This is a genomic window from Arthrobacter jinronghuae (genome assembly GCF_025244825.1).
Taxonomy (GTDB): Bacteria; Actinomycetota; Actinomycetes; order Actinomycetales; family Micrococcaceae; genus Arthrobacter_B; species Arthrobacter_B jinronghuae.
Window position 1 is genome coordinate 2,764,160 of sequence record NZ_CP104263.1, and the last position, 18,073, is coordinate 2,782,232.

An 18,073-nucleotide genomic window follows, 5' to 3' on the forward strand; every position below is an offset into this window, starting at 1 on the left:
TACGTCCGGTGTGTCGGCGTGTCTGCTGTGAAAGTTGTTGCCTAACGTGCCCGGCGGGACTTCCAGCGGTTCAACAGACCCTCGGGCACCTCCTCCGCGGTGAGCGCAAAGCTCCGGTGGTCGGCCCATTTTCCGTCGATATGCAGGTAGCGCTCGCGCAGTCCCTCGTCCCGGAATCCGAGCTTTTCAACCACCCGGAGACTCGGCCCGTTCTCCGGCCGGATGTTGATTTCCATCCGGTGCAGGGCCAGGGCCTGGAAACAGTGGTCCGTTGCCAGCGCCACCGCCGTGGGCACAATTCCGAGCCCTGCCCTTGCCTGGTCCACCCAGTATCCGAGGGTCGCCATGCGCGCCGATCCCCACACGATGGTGGACACGGTCAGCTGCCCCACAATTGCCGGCGGCCGCGCAGGATCCTGCCGCTCGGTAATGAGGAACGGCAGGGCAGATTCCTGCCGTGCCTGGCGGTTGAGGCTGCGCACCATGTCGCCGTAGGTCGGCGGTTCGCCGCCCGGGACGGGATTGCTGGCCTCCCACGGCCCTACCCAGCGGGCGTTCCGGGAACGGACCTCCGTCCATTCCCGCCGGTCCCGGTGCCGGATGGGCCGGAGAATGACATCGTCACTCTCCAGCGTCACCGGCCATGAAGCCCGCATGGGGGGAATTAATCTTCGAGCGTGCCGGTGAAATCCTTCAGCCAGTCCCGCAGGGCCGGGCCGAGGTCTTCACGTTCGGAGGCCAGGGACACCACTGCCTTGAGGTAGCTCAGCTTGTCACCGGTGTCGTAGCGGCGGCCGCGGAAGACCACACCGTAGACCCCGGCCCCTTCGCCGTCGGCTGCGGCCAGCGTCTGCAGCGCGTCCGTCAGCTGGATTTCGCCGCCGCGGCCGGGGCCGGTTTCTTCGAGCACTCCGAAGACCGAGGGGTGCAGCACGTAGCGGCCGATCACGGCGAGGTTGGAAGGTGCGTCGTCGACGTCGGGCTTCTCGACGAGTTTGTTGACCCGGACGTAGTCCTCGCCCTCGACAACGGAGATGTCCGCACAGCCGTAGGCACTGATCTGTTCCGGATCAACCTCGATCAGGGCAATGACTGAGCCGCCCGTCTTTGCCTGGACCTCGACCATCTTGCCCAGCAGCTCATCACGGGCGTCGATCAGGTCATCGCCCAGCAGGACGGCAAAGGGCTCGTCGCCGATATGCAGCTTGGCACGCAGCACCGCGTGGCCCAGGCCCTTGGGATCGCCCTGGCGGAGGTAGTGGATTTCGCCGAGCTCGGAGGCCGCCCGCACCATCGCAAGCTTCTCGTGGTCGCCCTTGTCTTCCAGCGTCTTCTCGATGAAGGGGACGCGGTCGAAGTGGTCCTCGAGGGAGCGCTTGTTCCGCCCCGTGATCATCAGGATGTCCGGCATGCCTGCATTAACGGCTTCTTCAACCACGTACTGAATCGCTGGCTTGTCCACCACCGGAAGCATTTCCTTCGGCATTGCCTTGGTAGCTGGGAGGAAGCGGGTACCCAGACCGGCTGCGGGGATTACGGCTTTGGTTATGGAGGGGCGTGACGTCGTCATAGTCGTAAGCGTACCTAAGAGGTCTTTGATTGCACCAAATAGGCACGCTTATAGACAATGGGGGCTATGTGTGCGCGTGCAAAGGACCAGGCCCGAAAGGACTTCCTGCGGCTGCGGCGGGAGTTGACCGCGGAGGACAGGGCCGAAGCCGCCCAGGGGCTGGCCCGCGTCGGACTACAAGGGGTTCAGCAGCGGGTACCCCGCGGCGGAACGGTGGCCGGCTATCTCTCCGTGGGGAGCGAACCGGGCATGGACGCGCTGCTCCCGGGTCTGGTAAAGGCCGGGTACCGTGTGGTGGTTCCGGTGTGTGAACCCGAATGGCAGCTGTCGTGGTGCGACTGGACACCGGAGACAGAGCTGGTGCCCGGGATGCATGGCTCCCTGCTGGAACCGGCCGGACAACGCTACGCCGCCTCCGACCTGCCGGAGCTGGGCCTTGTCCTTGTTCCCGCGCTGGCCGCCGATTCCGCGGGCGGACGGATGGGCAAGGGCGGCGGCTACTATGACCGGTTCCTGGCCAGGCTGCGGGCGGACGGCAATCCTGCCGCTGCCGTCGCTGTGGTGTTCGAGCACGAATACGTCCCCGTCGGCACCTTCGAAACCACTTCCCTGGATGCGCCCGTGGACGCCGTGCTTACCCCCGAAGCCTGGCGGGCGGTGCCGTCGGAGCACATGTATACTTAGCACTCAAGGCTTGAGAGTGCCAGCTTTGAGAGTGCCCCAAGGAGGATTACCAGAGTGCCCACGTATGCCTACGCCTGCAAGGATTGCTCCCATTCGTTCGATATCCAGCAGTCCTTCAGTGAAGACTCCCTGACGGTCTGCCCCGAGTGCGGCGGCCGCCTGCGCAAGAAGTTCAACAGCGTCGGAGTCGTCTTCAAGGGCTCCGGTTTCTACCGCACCGATTCACGCGACGCTGCCTCCACGGTTCCTGCTGCCCCCGCCAAGACCGAGAGCTCCACGGCACCGGCAACAACTTCCGGCAGCGGGACGTCCGCGCCTGCAGCCACCGCGAACTCAGGCGGCGCACAGTCCTAAGCCGTGCCGCCGGGCTTATGGCCCGCCGTCGCAGTTTCCCCTTCAGGCCTGCGGACCGGCGTTTTACCGGCCCGGGCTAACCTCGCACCCACTTTCCCTCCACACCGCCCCTTCCCACCGGGCGGCCCACGTGCGGGCTAAGGCCTGCGAAGCGCCGCCCCGGTTGCGCAGCGCCTGCGGCTAGCGTCGTGCCATGCCTTTTCGCCGCCTCTCAGCCAAGGTGTCCCCCGCCACCGCTGCCTACCGGGGACAGCCGTCAGTGTCCGGCAGTTCCTTCTCGAGGATGCGCCGCTTTATTGTCCGCCACCGCCGCCTCCTGGCTGCCCTGGCGTGTTGCGCTGCCGTCGGGTCTGCGGTCGAAGCGCTGGTACCGGCGGCGGCGGAACGGACGACGATCGTGAGTGCCTCCCGGGATTTGCCGGCCGGTACGGTGCTGGAATCCGGAACGCTGGAAACAGTACGCCTACCGGCTGAAGCCGTCCCTCCGGGTGCCCATGGACAGCCGGACGCACTGGTGGGCCGGCGGCTCGCTACGCCGCTGTTGCGCGGCAGCCCGGTCACGGACATTTCTCTGGCCGGTCCCGGTCTGCTGGCCGGTGCCCCGCCCGGTTCCGTGGCCGTGCCGCTGCGCCCGGCCGACCCCTCCGTCCTCGGTCTGCTGGGGCCCGGACAACTCGTCAACGTTATTGCGGGTGCCGACGCGGCGTGGACGGGCGGGGAGCCGGGACAGACCGCGCAGGACGGCAGCACCGCGGTGGTGCTGGCCTCCTCGGTACCGGTGCTGTGGGTGTCCGGCGGAGAGCCCACAGGAGACGGCTGGCCGGGCAACGGCGGCGGTGAGGGCCTGGTGGTGGTGGCTGCGGATCGAGAGAACGCAGCCCGCCTCACGGCGGCTTCCGGGAACGACGGGATCTACCTTGTCCTGACGGACGGCTAGCCGTACTGGGACAGGATTTTAGTTACACCGCGGCGCTAGTGCTCTACCTCCATAGCCGCGGGATGCCGCCTACCCCCAGTGCGGAGGACGCTGCTCCCGCAGCCAGGACTCGCTGTCTTCCGTGCTGTCGCCCCACGCCCGGGGGTCATCTTCCTTGGCGATGACGGGCAACAGCCCGGCAGGCCCGCCGGGTCCGGGCGAAACGGCCCGGCGGTTTCCACGCCTACGGGTGCCGTGCGTGGTGCCGTTTGTGGTCCCGTCCGTGCTGCCGTCCGTGCTGCCGTCCGTGGACGGATGTTCCCCCGCTGCTGTGACCTTGCCGGTCCCCTCGGCCGCCTTGCCGGCCCCCTCGGCCGCAGCTGCCGTTTCGCGGCTCCGCTCGGCCGCGGCGGTTTCCTCCGCCGCGGCCTTCCCGGGAACGGGTTCCTCAGTCATCGCTCACTCTCCTGCTGCGTCGTCCGGGACGGATCCCGACCTCCGTTCGCGCATCCGGCTGCTTCCGTGCGGAGTCACGGTTACCCGCGGAGCCGGGCCGGCAGCCTCATCCGTTTCCGTCTCTGCGGTATCCGTGCTGCGGGGAACGGGCTTCTGCCCCACAGGAGGATCCGGCAGCTCGAGGAAGCGGCTCACGAGGTCGGCGCAGGCGGACGGGTCGCTGAACACCTCGATGGTCCACAGCGGCATATACCGCCAGCCACGCCGCTCAAGCAGCTGCGGCCGGAGCCGGCTGCGTTCACGGACGGACATGGCACGGTACCGTTCGGTGCCGTCGGACTCGATCGCCAGCGGGGCCGGCGTGCCGGTCGGACCGGCCGAGTGGGGAGCCGCAGCGACAATGTCGATCGCGCCGTCGTAGTGGTCCCAGACCTTGGCGCCGCGTTCCCGCAGGCGGCCCACCAGATCCGCGACCAGCGGATCCTCCTCCATGATGCCTCCGGCAGCCGGGATTTCCTCCCTGGCGGCTTCCGGATCGAGCTCCCGCTTGATGAGTTCGTAGAAGTCCAGGGCGCCGTAGCCCAGCCGCGTGCGGTCCAGGTCTGCCGGCTGGAAGCAGGTCAGCACATGCTGCTTGTAACGTGCCCGGGTCATGGCCGTAACGAATTTCTTGCGTCCGTCCGGTGCCGACAACGGGCCGAAGTTATGCAGGGCACGCCCGTGCGGGGTGCGCCCGAACCCGAGGGAGAAGATCACGCTGTCCCGGACCATGCCCACGGCACGGTCCACCGGCACTACCCGGAAGGACTCGGACTTCGCCGTGAAGAAGTCCGCGGCCCAGGGGAAGTTGGCCATCTGGACGCGGATGGCCTCGGCTACCCGCACGGCGTGGCGCGGGCTGGCGGTGATGACGCCGAGGGACTGGTGCGGGCGGCGGCGGATGTGTTCGAAGACCAGGTCAACCACACGGTTGACCTCAGCTGCGACACTTTCCACGCCCTCATGGTCTGCGCTGGGCATACCGGTTCCGTCCGGCAGGTATTCCACGGAGAGTGCGCGGTGGCCGGTGGTGACCTCGTCTGCACTCGGGACCATGGAAAGGCGCCCGCCGTAGAAGGAGTCGCTCAGCTGGCGCAGCAGTGCCTTGTCGGTGCCGCGGTAAACGGTGGACAGGCAGCGTGTGGGCAGGACGCGTTCAAGCGCCTCGAAGGCGCTGAGCAGCTCGACGTGCTGCTGTGCTGCACCGGCCGGTTCAACACCGATGGTGAACGGTCGCGGTCCGCCCAGGCAGCTGTCACCGAAGGCAACAACCTGCGAGGCACGGGCCAGCGCCGGGACTGCGGACTGCAGGCTGGTGGACTCGGCATCGAGGAGGACCACGGTGTCGAAACGGCGGTGTTCGGGCAGTACCATCGGCAGCACCAAGGGGCTCGCAGCCCACACCGGCAGCAGCGAGGACACGAGTTCCTCGGACTGCAGGCTCAGGCTTTCCAAGGACAACTCGCCGTCCTTGAGCAGCTCGCGCAGGTCTTCGGCAGCACCCTTCGCTGCCTGAACGCCTGAGCGCCAGCGCGAAGCCAGGCTCCAGCGCAGCCGAGCTGCACCCGAGGCAATGTGGGCGTTGTCCGCCAGCCGGTACTCCGCTTCCAGGCGGCGCAGGCTGTTGCCGTCGGACATGGCAAGGTAATCGTCGCCGCTGATCATGGCTTCGAGGGCGGACTGCCACCATGCCAGTTCCAGCTCGTAGCCCACGTGGCGGGGCTGGACCTCGCGTGCGCTCAGGTCATCCAGCAGTTCACCCAGGCCCTGGGCCCGCATCTCGTCGAGCAGCAGGGTCCGTTCGGGCAGCGTTTCGAGGGTTTCCCGGTCCCCCGCCAGCTGGCTGAGCTGCTTCTCGAGTTCATCGAGCTGCAGGGATGCCAGGTCGGGGTGGAGCGGCGTCTCGGCCAGGATGCCGGTCAGGGTATCCAGCTGGCGCTTGACCAGCAGGTAGGAACGGTTGATCTCGGCCAGGCCGGTGGGCACCGAGGGGTGACGCTGGGTGGTGGCGTAACGGGTCCAGACGGCACGCTGCTGCTGGACCTCGGCCAGGGAGGCGTGCAGGTCGGAAATATGCACACCGGGCCGGACGTATTCCTTGGCCACGCGCCGCAGGCGGGAACGGGTCATGGAACTCATATCGATGCCGCGCTCCCGCCGCCAGGACGAAGACGCGGTTGCCGAGATCAGGTCAGTCACCGGGCGGTCGAAAATGTCCGGGGTGAACTTGTCCAGGCTTTCCCGCACGGCCACCAGCAGTTCCAGCTGTTCACCCCACTGGGCGAATGTTTCGCCGAGGCGGATTTCGGAGTGCTCGGCCACGTCCTGGACCTTGGCGCGCAGCGCAGGCAGGTCCGCCGCAAGGGTCTGGGTCAGCGCGTAGGCTTCTTCCGTTTCCTTGCGGTTGAGCAGCTTGGCTCCGTACCACGGGCTGGTGGTTGCTGCCCGGCTGAAGCTGCCGAGTTCGGCGGCCCGGCGCAGGCGGCCGGAGAGTTCGGTGCGGTCGGTGATGCTGTCCAGGACGCTCCGCTTGAGCCGGACCGTGGTGGCCGGCGCCGGGTTCATGGAGGTCAGCTCGGCCAGGGACTGCATGGCCTGGTAGGGCGAGCACCCCCAGCGGCGGCGGACGTTGTGCAGCGACTTCACATGGTCGCGGAGCTGGTGGCGGTTTTCGAGCAGGACCTTGTGCAGGCTATCCAGTTCGGGGGCCTGCGCCTTTTCGTTGCGCACGATGGCGCGGACCAGCTGGTCCTTCAACTGCTGCTGTGTGAGGCCGGCGTTGGCCTGCAGGACCAGGGAGCCCAGTTGCATCGCGTCCAGCTCGGAGACGAACTGGTTCAGGGTGCTGCGACGTTCCGCCACTACCAGGACGGACTTGCCGGCGTTGGCCAGCGCGGCAACCGCGTTGAGCGCCGTCTGGGTCTGGCCCGTACCGGCCGGAGCGGAGACGACCAGCGACTGGCCCGCGTTGATCAGGTCCAGGACTTCCTGCTGCTGGCGGTCGGCGTCGAGGATGAGCAGTTCATCCGCGGGATCCCGCTCGTCCAGTGCCGGCAGGTCCAATGGCTCGGGGATGGCCGGACTGGCAGACCCGTCCCGGGCGGCGTCGATCAGTGCGCGGAGGATCGGATGGGCCGGGTCCAACGCCGGATCCTCGGACAGGTCGGACAGGTCGGCGAAGGTGGAAACCAGCAGCCGGTGTTCAATGTTGATTCCACGGACGCTGCCGGTGACGGCGCGGAGCTTTTCCAGCACGGGGTGGGGATCAAAGCGGGCGGTGCCGTAGGCGAGGCGGGTAAGCGCGTCGACGTCGATGTCCAGGCCCTGCTCATGCTGCAGGTGGCGGACCAAAGCGGGGTTCAGCGCCGCCTTTTCGGTCAGCTGCAGCTCATAGTCATCCTGTGAGGCGTGGACCGTCAGCGCAACGGGCGTGAGCAGCACGGGAGCCGTCAGGGACTCGGGGCGCAGCGCTTCATCGGAGGCGTAGCGCCAGGATGCGGTACCCGCGGCCATATAGCCGACGTCGATGCCGCGGTCGGTGCCCAGCTCGTAGATCTTTGCGCGCAGCAGGCGCCCGGCCTTCATGGCGGCGCCGTACTGGTCCGGGTCCCGCAGCAGGGTCGACAGGCGGGTACGCCGGCCGGCGAGCAGCTGGGCCAGGCCGGACGGGTGCGCGTGCGTCAGGTCGATGCTGTTGGCGGCGGACGGCGTGAAATGGAGCAGTGTGTCCGTTCCGGCGTGCTGTCCCAATTGTCCCAGCCACGGCAGCAGGAAGTCCGAGGGATTCTCCCCGGTATTCTGCTCAGACACTAGTGCCCTCTTTTCTGCACTTCCGCGCGTTCTCGACCAAATTGGCATACCTTCAAAACTATCGCGTCGGGGAAGGTTTCCCGAACATAGCAACGCGGGGGACAAAACCGAGGACGGCCGAAACGGCCGTCCTCGGTCCCCTTTACGCTATTCCCACTCGATTGTTCCCGGCGGCTTGCTGGTTACGTCCAGCACCACGCGGTTGATTCCGTCCACCTCGTTGGTGATGCGGTTCGAAATCCGGGCCAGCAAATCGTACGGAAGCCGTGACCAATCAGCTGTCATCGCGTCTTCGCTCGAGACCGGACGCAGCACGATGGGGTGTCCGTAGGTACGGCCGTCGCCCTGGACGCCGACGCTGCGGACATCGGCCAGGAGCACTACCGGCATCTGCCACACTTCGTCGTCGAGGCCTGCACTGGTCAGTTCGGCGCGGGCGATGGCGTCCGCGCGGCGCAGCAGTTCCAGCCGCTCGTGGGTAACTTCGCCGACGATGCGGATGCCCAGGCCGGGGCCGGGGAAGGGCTGGCGGCCGACGATCTCGGCCGGCAGGCCGAGCTCGGCGCCGACCGCACGGACCTCGTCCTTGAAGAGCGCCCGCAGGGGTTCCACCAGTTCGAACTTCATGTCCTCCGGCAGGCCGCCCACGTTGTGGTGGCTCTTGATGTTGGCTGCGCCTTCACCGCCGCCGGATTCCACGACGTCCGGGTACAGGGTGCCCTGCACCAGGAAGCGGATCGGCTCGCCCTCGGCTTCGGCCTTGGCCATGATGGCCCGCTCGGCTTCTTCGAAGGCGCGGATGAACTCGCGGCCGATGATCTTGCGCTTGGTCTCGGGATCGGAGACCCCGGCCAGGGCGCTCAGGAAGCGTTCCTGCTCGTTGGCGACGTAGAGGTTGACGCCGGTGGCTGCCACGAAATCGCGTTCAACCTGCTCTGCTTCGCCTTCGCGGAGGAGCCCGTGGTCAACGAAGACGCAGGTCAGCTGGTCCCCCACGGCCCGCTGCACCAGGGCGGCAGCCACGGCGGAGTCGACGCCGCCGGACAGGCCGCAGATCACGCGGGCGTTGCCTACCTGGGCACGGATGCGTGCAACCTGCTCTTCGACGATGTTGCCGGTGGTCCAGCTGCGTTCGAGCTTGGCGCCCTTGAAGAGGAAGTTTTCCAGGACGGCCTGGCCGTGCGCGGAATGCTTGACCTCGGGGTGCCACTGCACGCCGTAAAGGCCTTTTGCCTCGTTGGCGAAGGCAGCGACGGGTGCGCCGGCGGTGCTGGCCAGGACGTCGAAGCCCTCGGGTGCTTCCTGCACGCTGTCGCCGTGGCTCATCCAGGTGTTCTGCTCGTCCGGGGTGCCTTCCAGGATGGACCGGGCGCCGCCGACGACGCGTGCGTCGGTGGAACCGTACTCGCGCAGCCCCGTCTTGGCGACCTTGCCGCCCATGGCGGCAGCCATGGCCTGGAAGCCGTAGCAGATGCCGAAGACCGGAACACCGGATTCGAACAGCTCTGCATCAACCTTGGGGGCGCCTTCGGCGTACACGCTGGAGGGTCCGCCGGAGAGAATAATGGCAGCTGGGTTCTTCGCGAGCAGCTGCTCGGTGCTGTAGGTGTGGGGAACCACCTCGGAGTAGACATCGGCTTCGCGCACCCGGCGGGCAATCAGCTGGGCGTACTGCGCTCCGTAGTCCACAACGAGGACGGGCCGCTCTTCAATGGGGTCTGTCGCGGGATTAGTCACGTTTCAAGGATAGTCGGCCCGCCCCCGGCCATGCACACCGGGCCAGGGTCCGCCGGCGGCGCGCAGCCGGCGGACCTCTCCCCTAGTAGCGCTTGGCCGCTTCAGGATGCGCTTCGAGCTCCGCCAGGACCTGTTTGTGGATCCGTCCCTCGACCACAAAGGAGAGGAACGGCACAACGCCGCCGAGCGCAATCAGGATGAACTTGGAGAACGGCCAGCGCATCAGCTGCCACAGCCGGAAGTCAGAGAGCAGGTAGACCACGTACATCCAGCCGTGCAGGATGAGCACGCCGATGGAGAGGTTGACGCTGCCGACGATGATCTCCGTGTCAAAGCCGTACTTGGCGATCATCTCCACGACGAGTGCGAGCAGCAGCACACCGGTCACGTAGGAAAAGACCTTGTAGAACTTCAGGGCCGAACGAATCTGGGCGTGGGTACCGCCGAACCGGCGCTTCTTTTTCCTGGGTGCCTTAGCGGTGCTTGCGGATTCGCTCACTTGGTTACCTCGTTGCTGGGATGGTCGTTGTCGGGTTCGGTTGCGTCGGTGGACTCGTCGTCGTACTCGTCGTCGTACTCGTCCTCATATTCGTCGTCCTCGAGGCTGCGGTTGTGCTCGTCGGCGACCAGGCGCCACCACAGGAAGACGGAGAAGCCGGCGAAGACGATCCACTCCAGTGCGTAGAAAATGTTGAGCCAGTTGACCGGGGTTTCCTCTGGCTGGGCACTCACGTCCAGGGTTTCCATGCTGCCTGCGTCGGCCGGGGCGCCGTCGACGGTGATTTCCGTAGCCGTGACGAACGCCGAGTAGGCGGGCGCGTCCCAGAGGTTGATCAGTTCGGCGGTGGAAAGCGCAGTAACCCGTCCGTCCTCCGGGGTCGCGGGCAGCGGTGCCTCGGAAGGCAGCAGGCGCCCGACGACGGCGGCCTCGCCGGCCGGTGGCTCCGTGACGTCTTCCGGGTCGGAGACCCAGCCGCGGACCACCGGGATGAATTCGCCCGCGGGTGCGCCGTCGACGTTGAAGGCAGTAACCGCCCAGTAGCCCATGTCGCCGTCCTGGAGCCGCTCCTTCACGAGGACGGACCGGTCCGGATCGAAGGACCCCGTGAAGGACACCATCTGGTCCGCTTCGGTTTCGTACATCGGCTTACCCGGGGTGAAGGCCTCTGTCAGCGGCCGGACGTCCTCGGTGGCCCGGGGCTCGCCGGACTCCTCCGATTCGGCACTGGAAAACTGCCATTGGCTCAACAGCACAAAGACCGTCGAGATGACCAGGGCAAAAAGCAGGCCGGCGATCCAACGCGGCTGCAGGGCAGTTTTGAGCACTCGTTAACGGTACTTCGTCAAGCTGTAGAAAACCCAATGCCGGTGTGCGGCCGCTCAGTGGTCAAACTCAGTGGTCGAAAAAGACCAGGGACGAATTGATCAGCTCGGCAATGACCTCTGCGTCATTGGCCCGGCGCAGGGAATCACGGAAGGAGGGCCGGAACAGGGACCGGGCCAGGGTGGCAAGGACTTCCAGGTGCTGGGAGAAGGAGGCCGCCGGCGTGGCAATGAGCAGGACCACTGTCGCCGGCCCGTCGGCTGCTCCGAAATCGACGCTGTGGCCGTAGCGGGTGATGCCTACTGCGATGGAGGTTTCGCGGACGTATTGGCTGCGGGCGTGCGGGAGACCGATCCCGCCCGGCAGGCCGGTGGCCATTTGGTGCTCCCTGGCGCTGACCTGTTCGAGGAACCCCTCGAGATTGCTGATCCTGCCGGAACGGTACAACCGCTCGGCCAGCTGCGCGGCGGCGTCGTATCTGTCTGCCGCCTCCATACCGAGGATCACCAGGTCGGGTTCGGTCAGCACCGCCCCGGCTTCGTTAAGGGTGAGTTCTTCATTCCGCGGTGGTTCCAAGGGGTGTTCAGCGTTCGGTGACAGGTGTTCGTTCAAGGGGCTTTTCTGCATTTCCGTTGGTCCGTGCTGCCGCACTAGATGCGCGGTGCTATGTCCTCGGCCGCCAGGCGGGCGGCGTCGGCACTCTTGTCATCCGGTTGTTCCTGGCTGCGGCGTTCGGCGTCGACCCGAGCAAGGTAGTGGGCAACTTCGCTTTCCACGCGTTCGAGGTCCCAGCCCAGCAGCGGCGCCATCAGTTCGGCGACCACCGGCGCGGCCGAGACGCCCCGGTCAAAGGTTTCAATCGAGATGCGGGTCCGCCGGGCGAGGACGTCCTCGACGTGCCGGGCGCCTTCATGGGTGGTGGCGTACACGACTTCCGCGCGCAGGTAGTCGTCGGCGCCGGGCAGCGGTTCCGCGAGGGACGGGTCCGCCTTGATGATCTCGAGCAGGTCCTCGCTCATGGAGCCGTAACGGTTGAGCAGATGCTCCACCCGCACCACGTGCACCCCGTACTCGTCCGCGGTGCGGTGCCGGCGGTTCCATGCCGCCTTGTAGCCCACGGCTCCCAGGAGGGGAATGGTGGAGGTGCAGCTCTCGGGAACCTTTTCATCCAGCGCCCGGGCTGCCTCATCCACGGCATCCTTGGCCATCACCCGGTAAGTGGTCCATTTGCCGCCCGCAACCACCACGAGTCCCGGTACCGGGTGGGCCACCACGTGTTCGCGCGAAAGTTTGGCAGTGGAATCGTTTTCCCCGGCGAGCAGCGGCCGCAGTCCCGCATAGACACCCTCAACGTCCTCGCGGGTCAGCGGCGTCTTCAGCACCAGGTTCACATGCTCGAGAATGTAGTCGATGTCCGCCGAGGTGGCCGCCGGGTGGGCCTTGTCCAGGTTCCAGTCGGTGTCGGTGGTGCCGATGATCCAGTGCCGCCCCCACGGGATCACAAAGAGTACGGATTTTTCCGTCCGCAGGATCATGCCGACCGTGGACTGGATCCGGTCCTTGGGAACCACGAGGTGGACGCCCTTGGAGGCGCGGACCTTCAGCTGCCCGCGGTCGGTCACCATGGCCTGGGTTTCATCGGTCCACACGCCCGTGGCATTGACCACCTGGCTTGCGGCGATGTCGAACTCGTTGCCGGTTTCCTGTTCGCGGACGCGGGCCCCGACCACGCGTTCGCCCTCGCGCAGGAAGTCGACGACGGCGAGCCGGTTCACCACTGCGGCACCGTAATGCGCTGCTGTGCGAACCATGTTGGCCACGTACCGGGCGTCATCCACCTGGCCGTCGTAGTACCGGATGGCACCCACCATGGCGTCATCCTTCAGGCTCGGGGCCATCCGCAGTGTCTGGCTCCGGGTCAGGTGCTTCTGCCTGGGCACCCCGCGGGAGTTTCCCGACGTCATGCCCATGGTGTCGTACAGGAAAATGCCGGCGCCCACATACGGCCGCTCGACGAACCGCTTCGTCAGCGGATACAGGAACGCCACGGGCTTCACCAGGTGCGGAGCAATCCGCTGCAGCAGCAGCCCGCGTTCCTTCAGTGCTTCCTGGACCAACGCGAAATCGAGCATCTCCAGATAGCGCAGGCCGCCGTGGATCAACTTGGAGGACCGCGACGACGTTCCCGACGCCCAGTCCCGGGCCTCCACCATGCCGACCTTCAACCCGCGCGTCACCGCGTCCAGGGCCGCGCCCGCCCCGACTACGCCGCCGCCGACGATCAGGATGTCCAGCTCATTGCCCGGGGCGGTGGTCGCCCGGAGCTTATCCATGGCATCTATGCGGTACTCGGGGCTCAGGGCGTCTGCAGTCATGGTCCAGGTTCCTCTCTAGGGTCCTGCCGTAGCTGCGTCCACTCTAGGGGCTGGGCGCCGGTATTTACAGGTTGTACTGGTAGGGCGACACCAGCACTTCAATGCGCTGGAACGCCTTCAGGTCCGAGTAGCCGGTGGTGGCCATTGCCCGGCGCAGCGCACCCATGAGGTTGGAGGTGCCGTTGGCGTGGTGGGACGGGCCCCAAAGGACCTCCTTCAGCGGTCCCACGGTGTCCAGCCGGACCCTGTCGCCGCGCGGCAGCTCGCTGTGGTGTGCTTCCTGTCCCCAGTGCCAGCCCTGGCCGGGCGCCTCTTCGGCACGGGCCAGCGCGGAACCCAGCATCACGGCGTCGGCACCCATGGCGAAGGCCTTGATGATGTCGCCGCTGGTACCCATGCCGCCGTCGGCGATTACGTGCACGTAGCGTCCGCCGGACTCGTCCATGTAGTCCCGGCGGGCCTCGGCGATGTCGGAGATGGCAGTGGCCATGGGGGCGTGGATGCCAAGCGCACGGCGGGTGGTAGTGGTCGCGCCGCCGCCGAACCCTACGAGCACGCCGGCCGCGCCGGTGCGCATCAGGTGCAGGGCCGGGGTGTAGCCGGCGGCTCCGCCGACGATCACCGGAACATCGAGTTCGTAGATGAACTGCTTCAGGTTCAGCGGTTCCACGGTCTTGGACACGTGCTCGGCCGAAACGGTGGTGCCGCGGATGACGAAGACGTCGACGCCGGCGGCGAGGACGGTCTTGTAGAACTCCTGGGTGCGCTGCGGGGTGAGCGAACCGGCAACCGTCACGCCGGCGTCGCGCATTTCGGCCAGGCGGGAGCTGATCAGTTCGGCCTGGATCGGTGCGTTGTAGATTTCCTGCAGGCGGCGGGTGGCTGCGGGATTGAAGTTGTCGCTGCCGAGGGCGGCGATTTCGTCCAGCAGCGGTTCCGGATTCTCGTACCGGGTCCACAGGCCCTCGAGGTTCAGCACACCGAGTCCGCCGAGCCTGCCCAGGGCAATGGCAGACGCCGGAGACATCACCGAGTCCATCGGGGCGCCGATGACCGGCATCTCGAACTGGTAGGCATCGATCTGCCAGTTGATGGACACATCCTGGGGGTCGCGGGTGCGCCGCGAGGGCACAATCGCTACGTCATCCAGGGAGTAGGCTCTGCGCCCATGCTTGCCACGGCCAATTTCTATCTCGTTACTCACGTTCCCTAGGTTATCCCAGTGCGCGGCGTCGGCCCGAAAGTCCCCGGTACCGGACGGCCGCCGAAAGTACAGATAACGGGCCTGTCGCCGCCGCATAGACCCGTCAGCTGTACTTTCAATGCCCAAAACCGCAGGGCCCTTAACCCCGAAGGGCAGCCCCGCTGCGCAGTACGCAGGGGCTGCCCTTCGGCGGGTAAGCCGGGTTAGCGGCGTCCGTAGTTCGGCGCTTCAGCCGTCATCATGATGTCGTGCGGGTGGGATTCCTTCAGCCCGGCCGGGGTGATCCGGACGAACTTACCCTTGGCCTTCAGCTCTTCAATGGTGCGTGCACCCGTGTAGAACATGGTCTGGCGCAGGCCGCCGACCAGCTGGTGGGCCACGGCGGAAAGCGGTCCGCGGTAGGGCACCTGGCCTTCAATGCCTTCCGGAATCAGCTTCTCGTCGCTGGGGACGTCGGCCTGGAAGTACCGGTCCTTCGAGTAGGACGTGTTCTTGCCCCGGGACTGCATGGCCCCGAGCGAGCCCATGCCGCGGTAGGACTTGAACTGCTTGCCGTTGACGAAGACCAGGTCGCCCGGGCTTTCCGCGGAGCCGGCCAGCAGCCCGCCAAGCATTACGGTGTCGGCCCCGGCCACGATGGCCTTGCCGATGTCGCCCGAGTACTGCAGGCCGCCGTCGGCAATCAGCGGGACGCCCGCCGGGATGGCTGCCTTGGAGGCTTCGTAGATGGCGGTGATCTGCGGGACGCCCACACCGGCAACTACGCGGGTGGTGCAGATGGAACCCGGCCCCACGCCTACCTTGATGGCGTCGGCGCCGGCGTCGATCAGGGCCTGGGCGCCTTCGCGGGTGGCTGCCTGGCCGCCGATGATGTCCACGTGCGCAGCTGCCGGGTCCTTCTTGAGGCGGGCAATCATTTCCAGCACGCCTGCACTGTGGCCGTTGGCGGTGTCCACCACGAGAATGTCGACGCCGGCCTCGACCATGGACATGGCCCGCTCGTAGCCGTCGCCGAAGAAGCCGATGGCAGCACCGACGCGCAGGCGGCCCTCGTCATCCTTGGTGGCCAGCGGGTACTGCTCGGCCTTGTCGAAGTCCTTGACGGTGATCAGGCCCTGCAGCTTGCCGGCGTCATCCACCAGGGGAAGCTTCTCGATCCGGTTCTTGCCCAGCAGTTCCATTGTTTCCGCGGCGCTGATGCCCACCCGGCCGGTGATGAGCGGCATGCGGGTCATGACCTCTTCGACCTTGCGGCTCGGGTAGTCGGCACGCGGAATGAAGCGGGTGTCGCGGTTGGTGACAATGCCCAGCAGGGTGTTTTCGGCATCCACCACCGGCAGGCCCGAAACGCGGAAATGCGCGCAGAGGTCGTCGAGTTCCTGCAGGGTGGCGTCGGGGGAAATCGTCACCGGGTTGGTGATCATGCCGGATTCGCTGCGCTTGACCCGGTCAACGTGCTCCGCCTGGTCCGCAATGGAAAGGTTCCGGTGGATCACGCCGAGGCCGCCCTGCCGGGCCATGGCGATGGCCATGCGGGATTCGGTCACAGTATCCATCGCGGCCGAGAGCAGCGGTGTCTGCACGGTGATGCGCTTGGACAGCCGGGAGCTGGTGTCGGCTTCAGAGGGAATGACATCCGTCGGGCCGGGCAGCAGGAGGACGTCGTCGTAGGTCAGGCCGACGAAGCCGAACGGATCGTGTTCTGGGTACTGCTGACTCAAAGCTGCGCCTCTTTCGGGGATGAGAGGAAGGAAAAGGCCCGATTTAGCCTGTACCTATCGTAAAACGAAAGCGGGCCCGCCCCTATTCCTCCCCGAGGGTATCTACCGCCTGTGAGGGATGCCACGGCCAATAGCAAAGGCCCCGCTCCCGGAAACTGGTTCCGGGAGCGGGGCCTGGGCCGATTTCCGCACGCACGGCGCGGATCAGGGCTGATTAGTGCTGGTGACCGTGGTCGTTGTCCTCTTCGGCCGGCTTCTCCACCACGAGGGCTTCGGTGGTGAGCACCAGCGAAGCGATCGAGGCGGCGTTGCGCAGGGCCGAGCGGGTGACCTTGACCGGGTCGATGATGCCGGCGGCAATGAGGTCTTCGTACTCGCCGGTGACGGCATTGAAGCCGTTGTTGACTTCCAGCTCACCGACCTTGGCGACGACGACCATGCCTTCGGAACCGGCATTCTCGGCGATCCAGCGCAGCGGCTGTGCCAGTGCACGGCGGACCAGGCCGACGGCGGTGGCGGCGTCGCCTTCCAGCTTCGTCACCTCCGGATCGGTGTCCAGTGCGCGGGCAGCGTGGACCAGTGCGGACCCGCCGCCGGCCACAATGCCTTCTTCAAGGGCAGCACGGGTGGAGGAAACAGCATCTTCGATGCGGTGCTTCTTTTCCTTCAGCTCCACCTCGGTGGCTGCGCCGACGCGGATGACGCCGATGCCGCCGGACAGCTTGGCGAGGCGCTCCTGCAGCTTCTCGCGGTCCCAGTCCGAATCGGTGCGCTCGATCTCGGCACGGATCTGTGCCACGCGGTCGGCGACGTCGGCTTCTGAGCCGGTGCCGTCAACAATCGTGGTGTTGTCCTTGGTGACCGTGATGCGGCGGGCGGAGCCCAGCACCTCAAGGCCAACCTGGTCCAGCTTCAGGCCGAGGTCGGGGCTGACCACCTGGGCGCCGGTGAGGGTCGCGATGTCCTGCATCATGGCCTTGCGGCGGTCGCCGAAGCCCGGAGCCTTGACGGCGACGACGTTCAGGGTGCCGCGGATCTTGTTGACCACCAGGGTGGACAGGGCTTCCCCGTCTACGTCTTCGGCAATGATGAACAGCGGCTTGGAGGTCTGCAGAGCCTTTTCCAGCAGCGGCAGGAACTCGGCGACGGAGGAGATCTTGCCGGAGTTGATCAGGATCAGCGCGTCTTCGAGGACGGCTTCCTGGCGCTCCGGGTCGGTCACGAAGTACGGCGAGAGGTAGCCCTTGTCGAACTGCATGCCCTCGGTGATGGCCAGTTCGGTCTGCGTCGAGGAGGACTCCTCGATCGTGATCACGCCGTCCTTGCCGACGGTGTCGAAGGCCTGGGCCAGCAGCTCGCCGATCTCGGTGCTCTGCGCGGAGATGGCCGCAACGTGCGCAACCTGGTTGCCTTCAACTTCCTTGGCGTTCTCCAGCAGGCGCTTGGCGACGGCGTCAACGGACACCTCGATGCCGCGCTTGAGCTGCCCCGGGGCGGCACCGGCGGCAACGTTGCGCAGGCCTTCCTTGACCAACGCCTGTGCCAGCACGGTGGCCGTGGTGGTGCCGTCGCCGGCAACATCATTGGTCTTGGTGGCTACTTCCTTGGCCAGCTGTGCGCCGAGGTTCTCGTACGGGTCTTCCAGCTCAACTTCACGGGCGATCGTCACGCCGTCGTTGGTGATGGTGGGAGCACCCCAGTTCTTGGCCAGGACGACGTTGCGGCCGCGCGGGCCGAGGGTCACCTTGACCGTATTGGCGAGCTTATCGACGCCGGCTTCCAGCGAGCGACGGGCGGAGTCATTGAACTCCAACTGCTTTGCCATGTGTGTGTCCTTTCCGACAACTACATCTGCACCTACATCAGAAAACCCCGGCCAGAAT

15 protein-coding genes are annotated in these 18,073 nt (G+C 66.5%); 3 read left to right on the plus strand and 12 right to left on the minus strand.

Annotated elements, in window-relative coordinates:
• Nucleotides 1–41: 41 nt before the first annotated feature.
• Nucleotides 42–656 (minus strand): GNAT family N-acetyltransferase, encoded by a 615-nt coding sequence (locus tag N2K98_RS12925; protein ID WP_255797066.1) that lies wholly within the window; start codon nt 654–656, stop codon nt 42–44.
• Between the two features lie 8 nt (nt 657–664).
• Nucleotides 665–1,570: a UTP--glucose-1-phosphate uridylyltransferase GalU gene (gene galU, locus N2K98_RS12930; protein WP_255797065.1), complete on the minus strand. Its 906-nt coding sequence runs from the start codon at nt 1,568–1,570 to the stop codon at nt 665–667.
• Between the two features lie 66 nt (nt 1,571–1,636).
• On the opposite strand from galU, the gene N2K98_RS12935 reads away from it, so the two are divergent.
• The 3 genes from N2K98_RS12935 (at nt 1,637) to cpaB (ending at nt 3,545) form a co-directional block, all read left to right on the plus strand.
• The gene (locus N2K98_RS12935; RefSeq protein ID WP_255865059.1) at nt 1,637–2,254 is read left to right on the plus strand and encodes a 5-formyltetrahydrofolate cyclo-ligase; all 618 of its coding nucleotides are present in this window, start codon (nt 1,637–1,639) and stop codon (nt 2,252–2,254) included.
• A gap of 54 nt (nt 2,255–2,308) precedes the next feature.
• Complete coding sequence (locus N2K98_RS12940) at nt 2,309–2,608, plus strand: FmdB family zinc ribbon protein (protein WP_255865058.1); 300 nt, start codon at nt 2,309–2,311, stop codon at nt 2,606–2,608.
• Nucleotides 2,609–2,801: 193 nt separating this feature from the next.
• Nucleotides 2,802–3,545, plus strand: a complete 744-nt coding sequence (gene cpaB, locus N2K98_RS12945; RefSeq protein WP_255865057.1) for a Flp pilus assembly protein CpaB — start codon at nt 2,802–2,804, stop codon at nt 3,543–3,545.
• Nucleotides 3,546–3,614: 69 nt separating this feature from the next.
• Here the strand turns inward: cpaB and N2K98_RS12950 are convergent, their stop codons facing one another.
• The 10 genes from N2K98_RS12950 to groL form a co-directional block, all read right to left on the minus strand.
• Complete coding sequence (locus N2K98_RS12950) at nt 3,615–3,980, minus strand: hypothetical protein (protein ID WP_255865056.1); 366 nt, start codon at nt 3,978–3,980, stop codon at nt 3,615–3,617.
• A gap of 3 nt (nt 3,981–3,983) precedes the next feature.
• Nucleotides 3,984–7,877, minus strand: coding sequence for a DUF4011 domain-containing protein (locus N2K98_RS12955; protein WP_407079988.1), 3,894 nt, complete (start codon nt 7,875–7,877; stop codon nt 3,984–3,986).
• A gap of 99 nt (nt 7,878–7,976) precedes the next feature.
• Nucleotides 7,977–9,566, minus strand: a complete 1,590-nt coding sequence (guaA, locus tag N2K98_RS12960; protein WP_255797061.1) for a glutamine-hydrolyzing GMP synthase — start codon at nt 9,564–9,566, stop codon at nt 7,977–7,979.
• Nucleotides 9,567–9,648: 82 nt separating this feature from the next.
• A complete protein-coding gene (locus N2K98_RS12965; RefSeq protein WP_227918609.1) occupies nt 9,649–10,065 on the minus strand; it encodes a DUF3817 domain-containing protein in 417 nt (138 codons plus the stop codon).
• Nucleotides 10,062–10,892: an SURF1 family protein gene (locus tag N2K98_RS12970; RefSeq protein ID WP_255865054.1), complete on the minus strand. Its 831-nt coding sequence runs from the start codon at nt 10,890–10,892 to the stop codon at nt 10,062–10,064. Before N2K98_RS12970 ends, N2K98_RS12965 begins: the two co-directional genes overlap by 4 nt.
• Before the next feature lie 67 nt (nt 10,893–10,959).
• Nucleotides 10,960–11,466: a PTS sugar transporter subunit IIA gene (locus N2K98_RS12975; RefSeq protein ID WP_255865161.1), complete on the minus strand. Its 507-nt coding sequence runs from the start codon at nt 11,464–11,466 to the stop codon at nt 10,960–10,962.
• Nucleotides 11,467–11,540: 74 nt separating this feature from the next.
• Nucleotides 11,541–13,265 carry a glycerol-3-phosphate dehydrogenase/oxidase gene (locus N2K98_RS12980; protein ID WP_255797059.1) on the minus strand — a complete coding sequence of 575 codons (1,725 nt, stop codon included), beginning with the start codon at nt 13,263–13,265 and terminating at the stop codon, nt 11,541–11,543.
• Between the two features lie 64 nt (nt 13,266–13,329).
• On the minus strand, nt 13,330–14,469 hold the full coding sequence (locus N2K98_RS12985) for a GuaB3 family IMP dehydrogenase-related protein (RefSeq protein ID WP_255797058.1): 1,140 nt from the start codon (nt 14,467–14,469) through the stop codon (nt 13,330–13,332).
• 203 nt (nt 14,470–14,672) lie between these two features.
• On the minus strand, nt 14,673–16,190 hold the full coding sequence (gene guaB / locus N2K98_RS12990) for an IMP dehydrogenase (protein ID WP_230021053.1): 1,518 nt from the start codon (nt 16,188–16,190) through the stop codon (nt 14,673–14,675).
• 214 nt (nt 16,191–16,404) lie between these two features.
• On the minus strand, nt 16,405–18,015 hold the full coding sequence (groL, locus tag N2K98_RS12995; protein WP_255797057.1) for a chaperonin GroEL: 1,611 nt from the start codon (nt 18,013–18,015) through the stop codon (nt 16,405–16,407).
• Nucleotides 18,016–18,073: the final 58 nt, after the last annotated feature.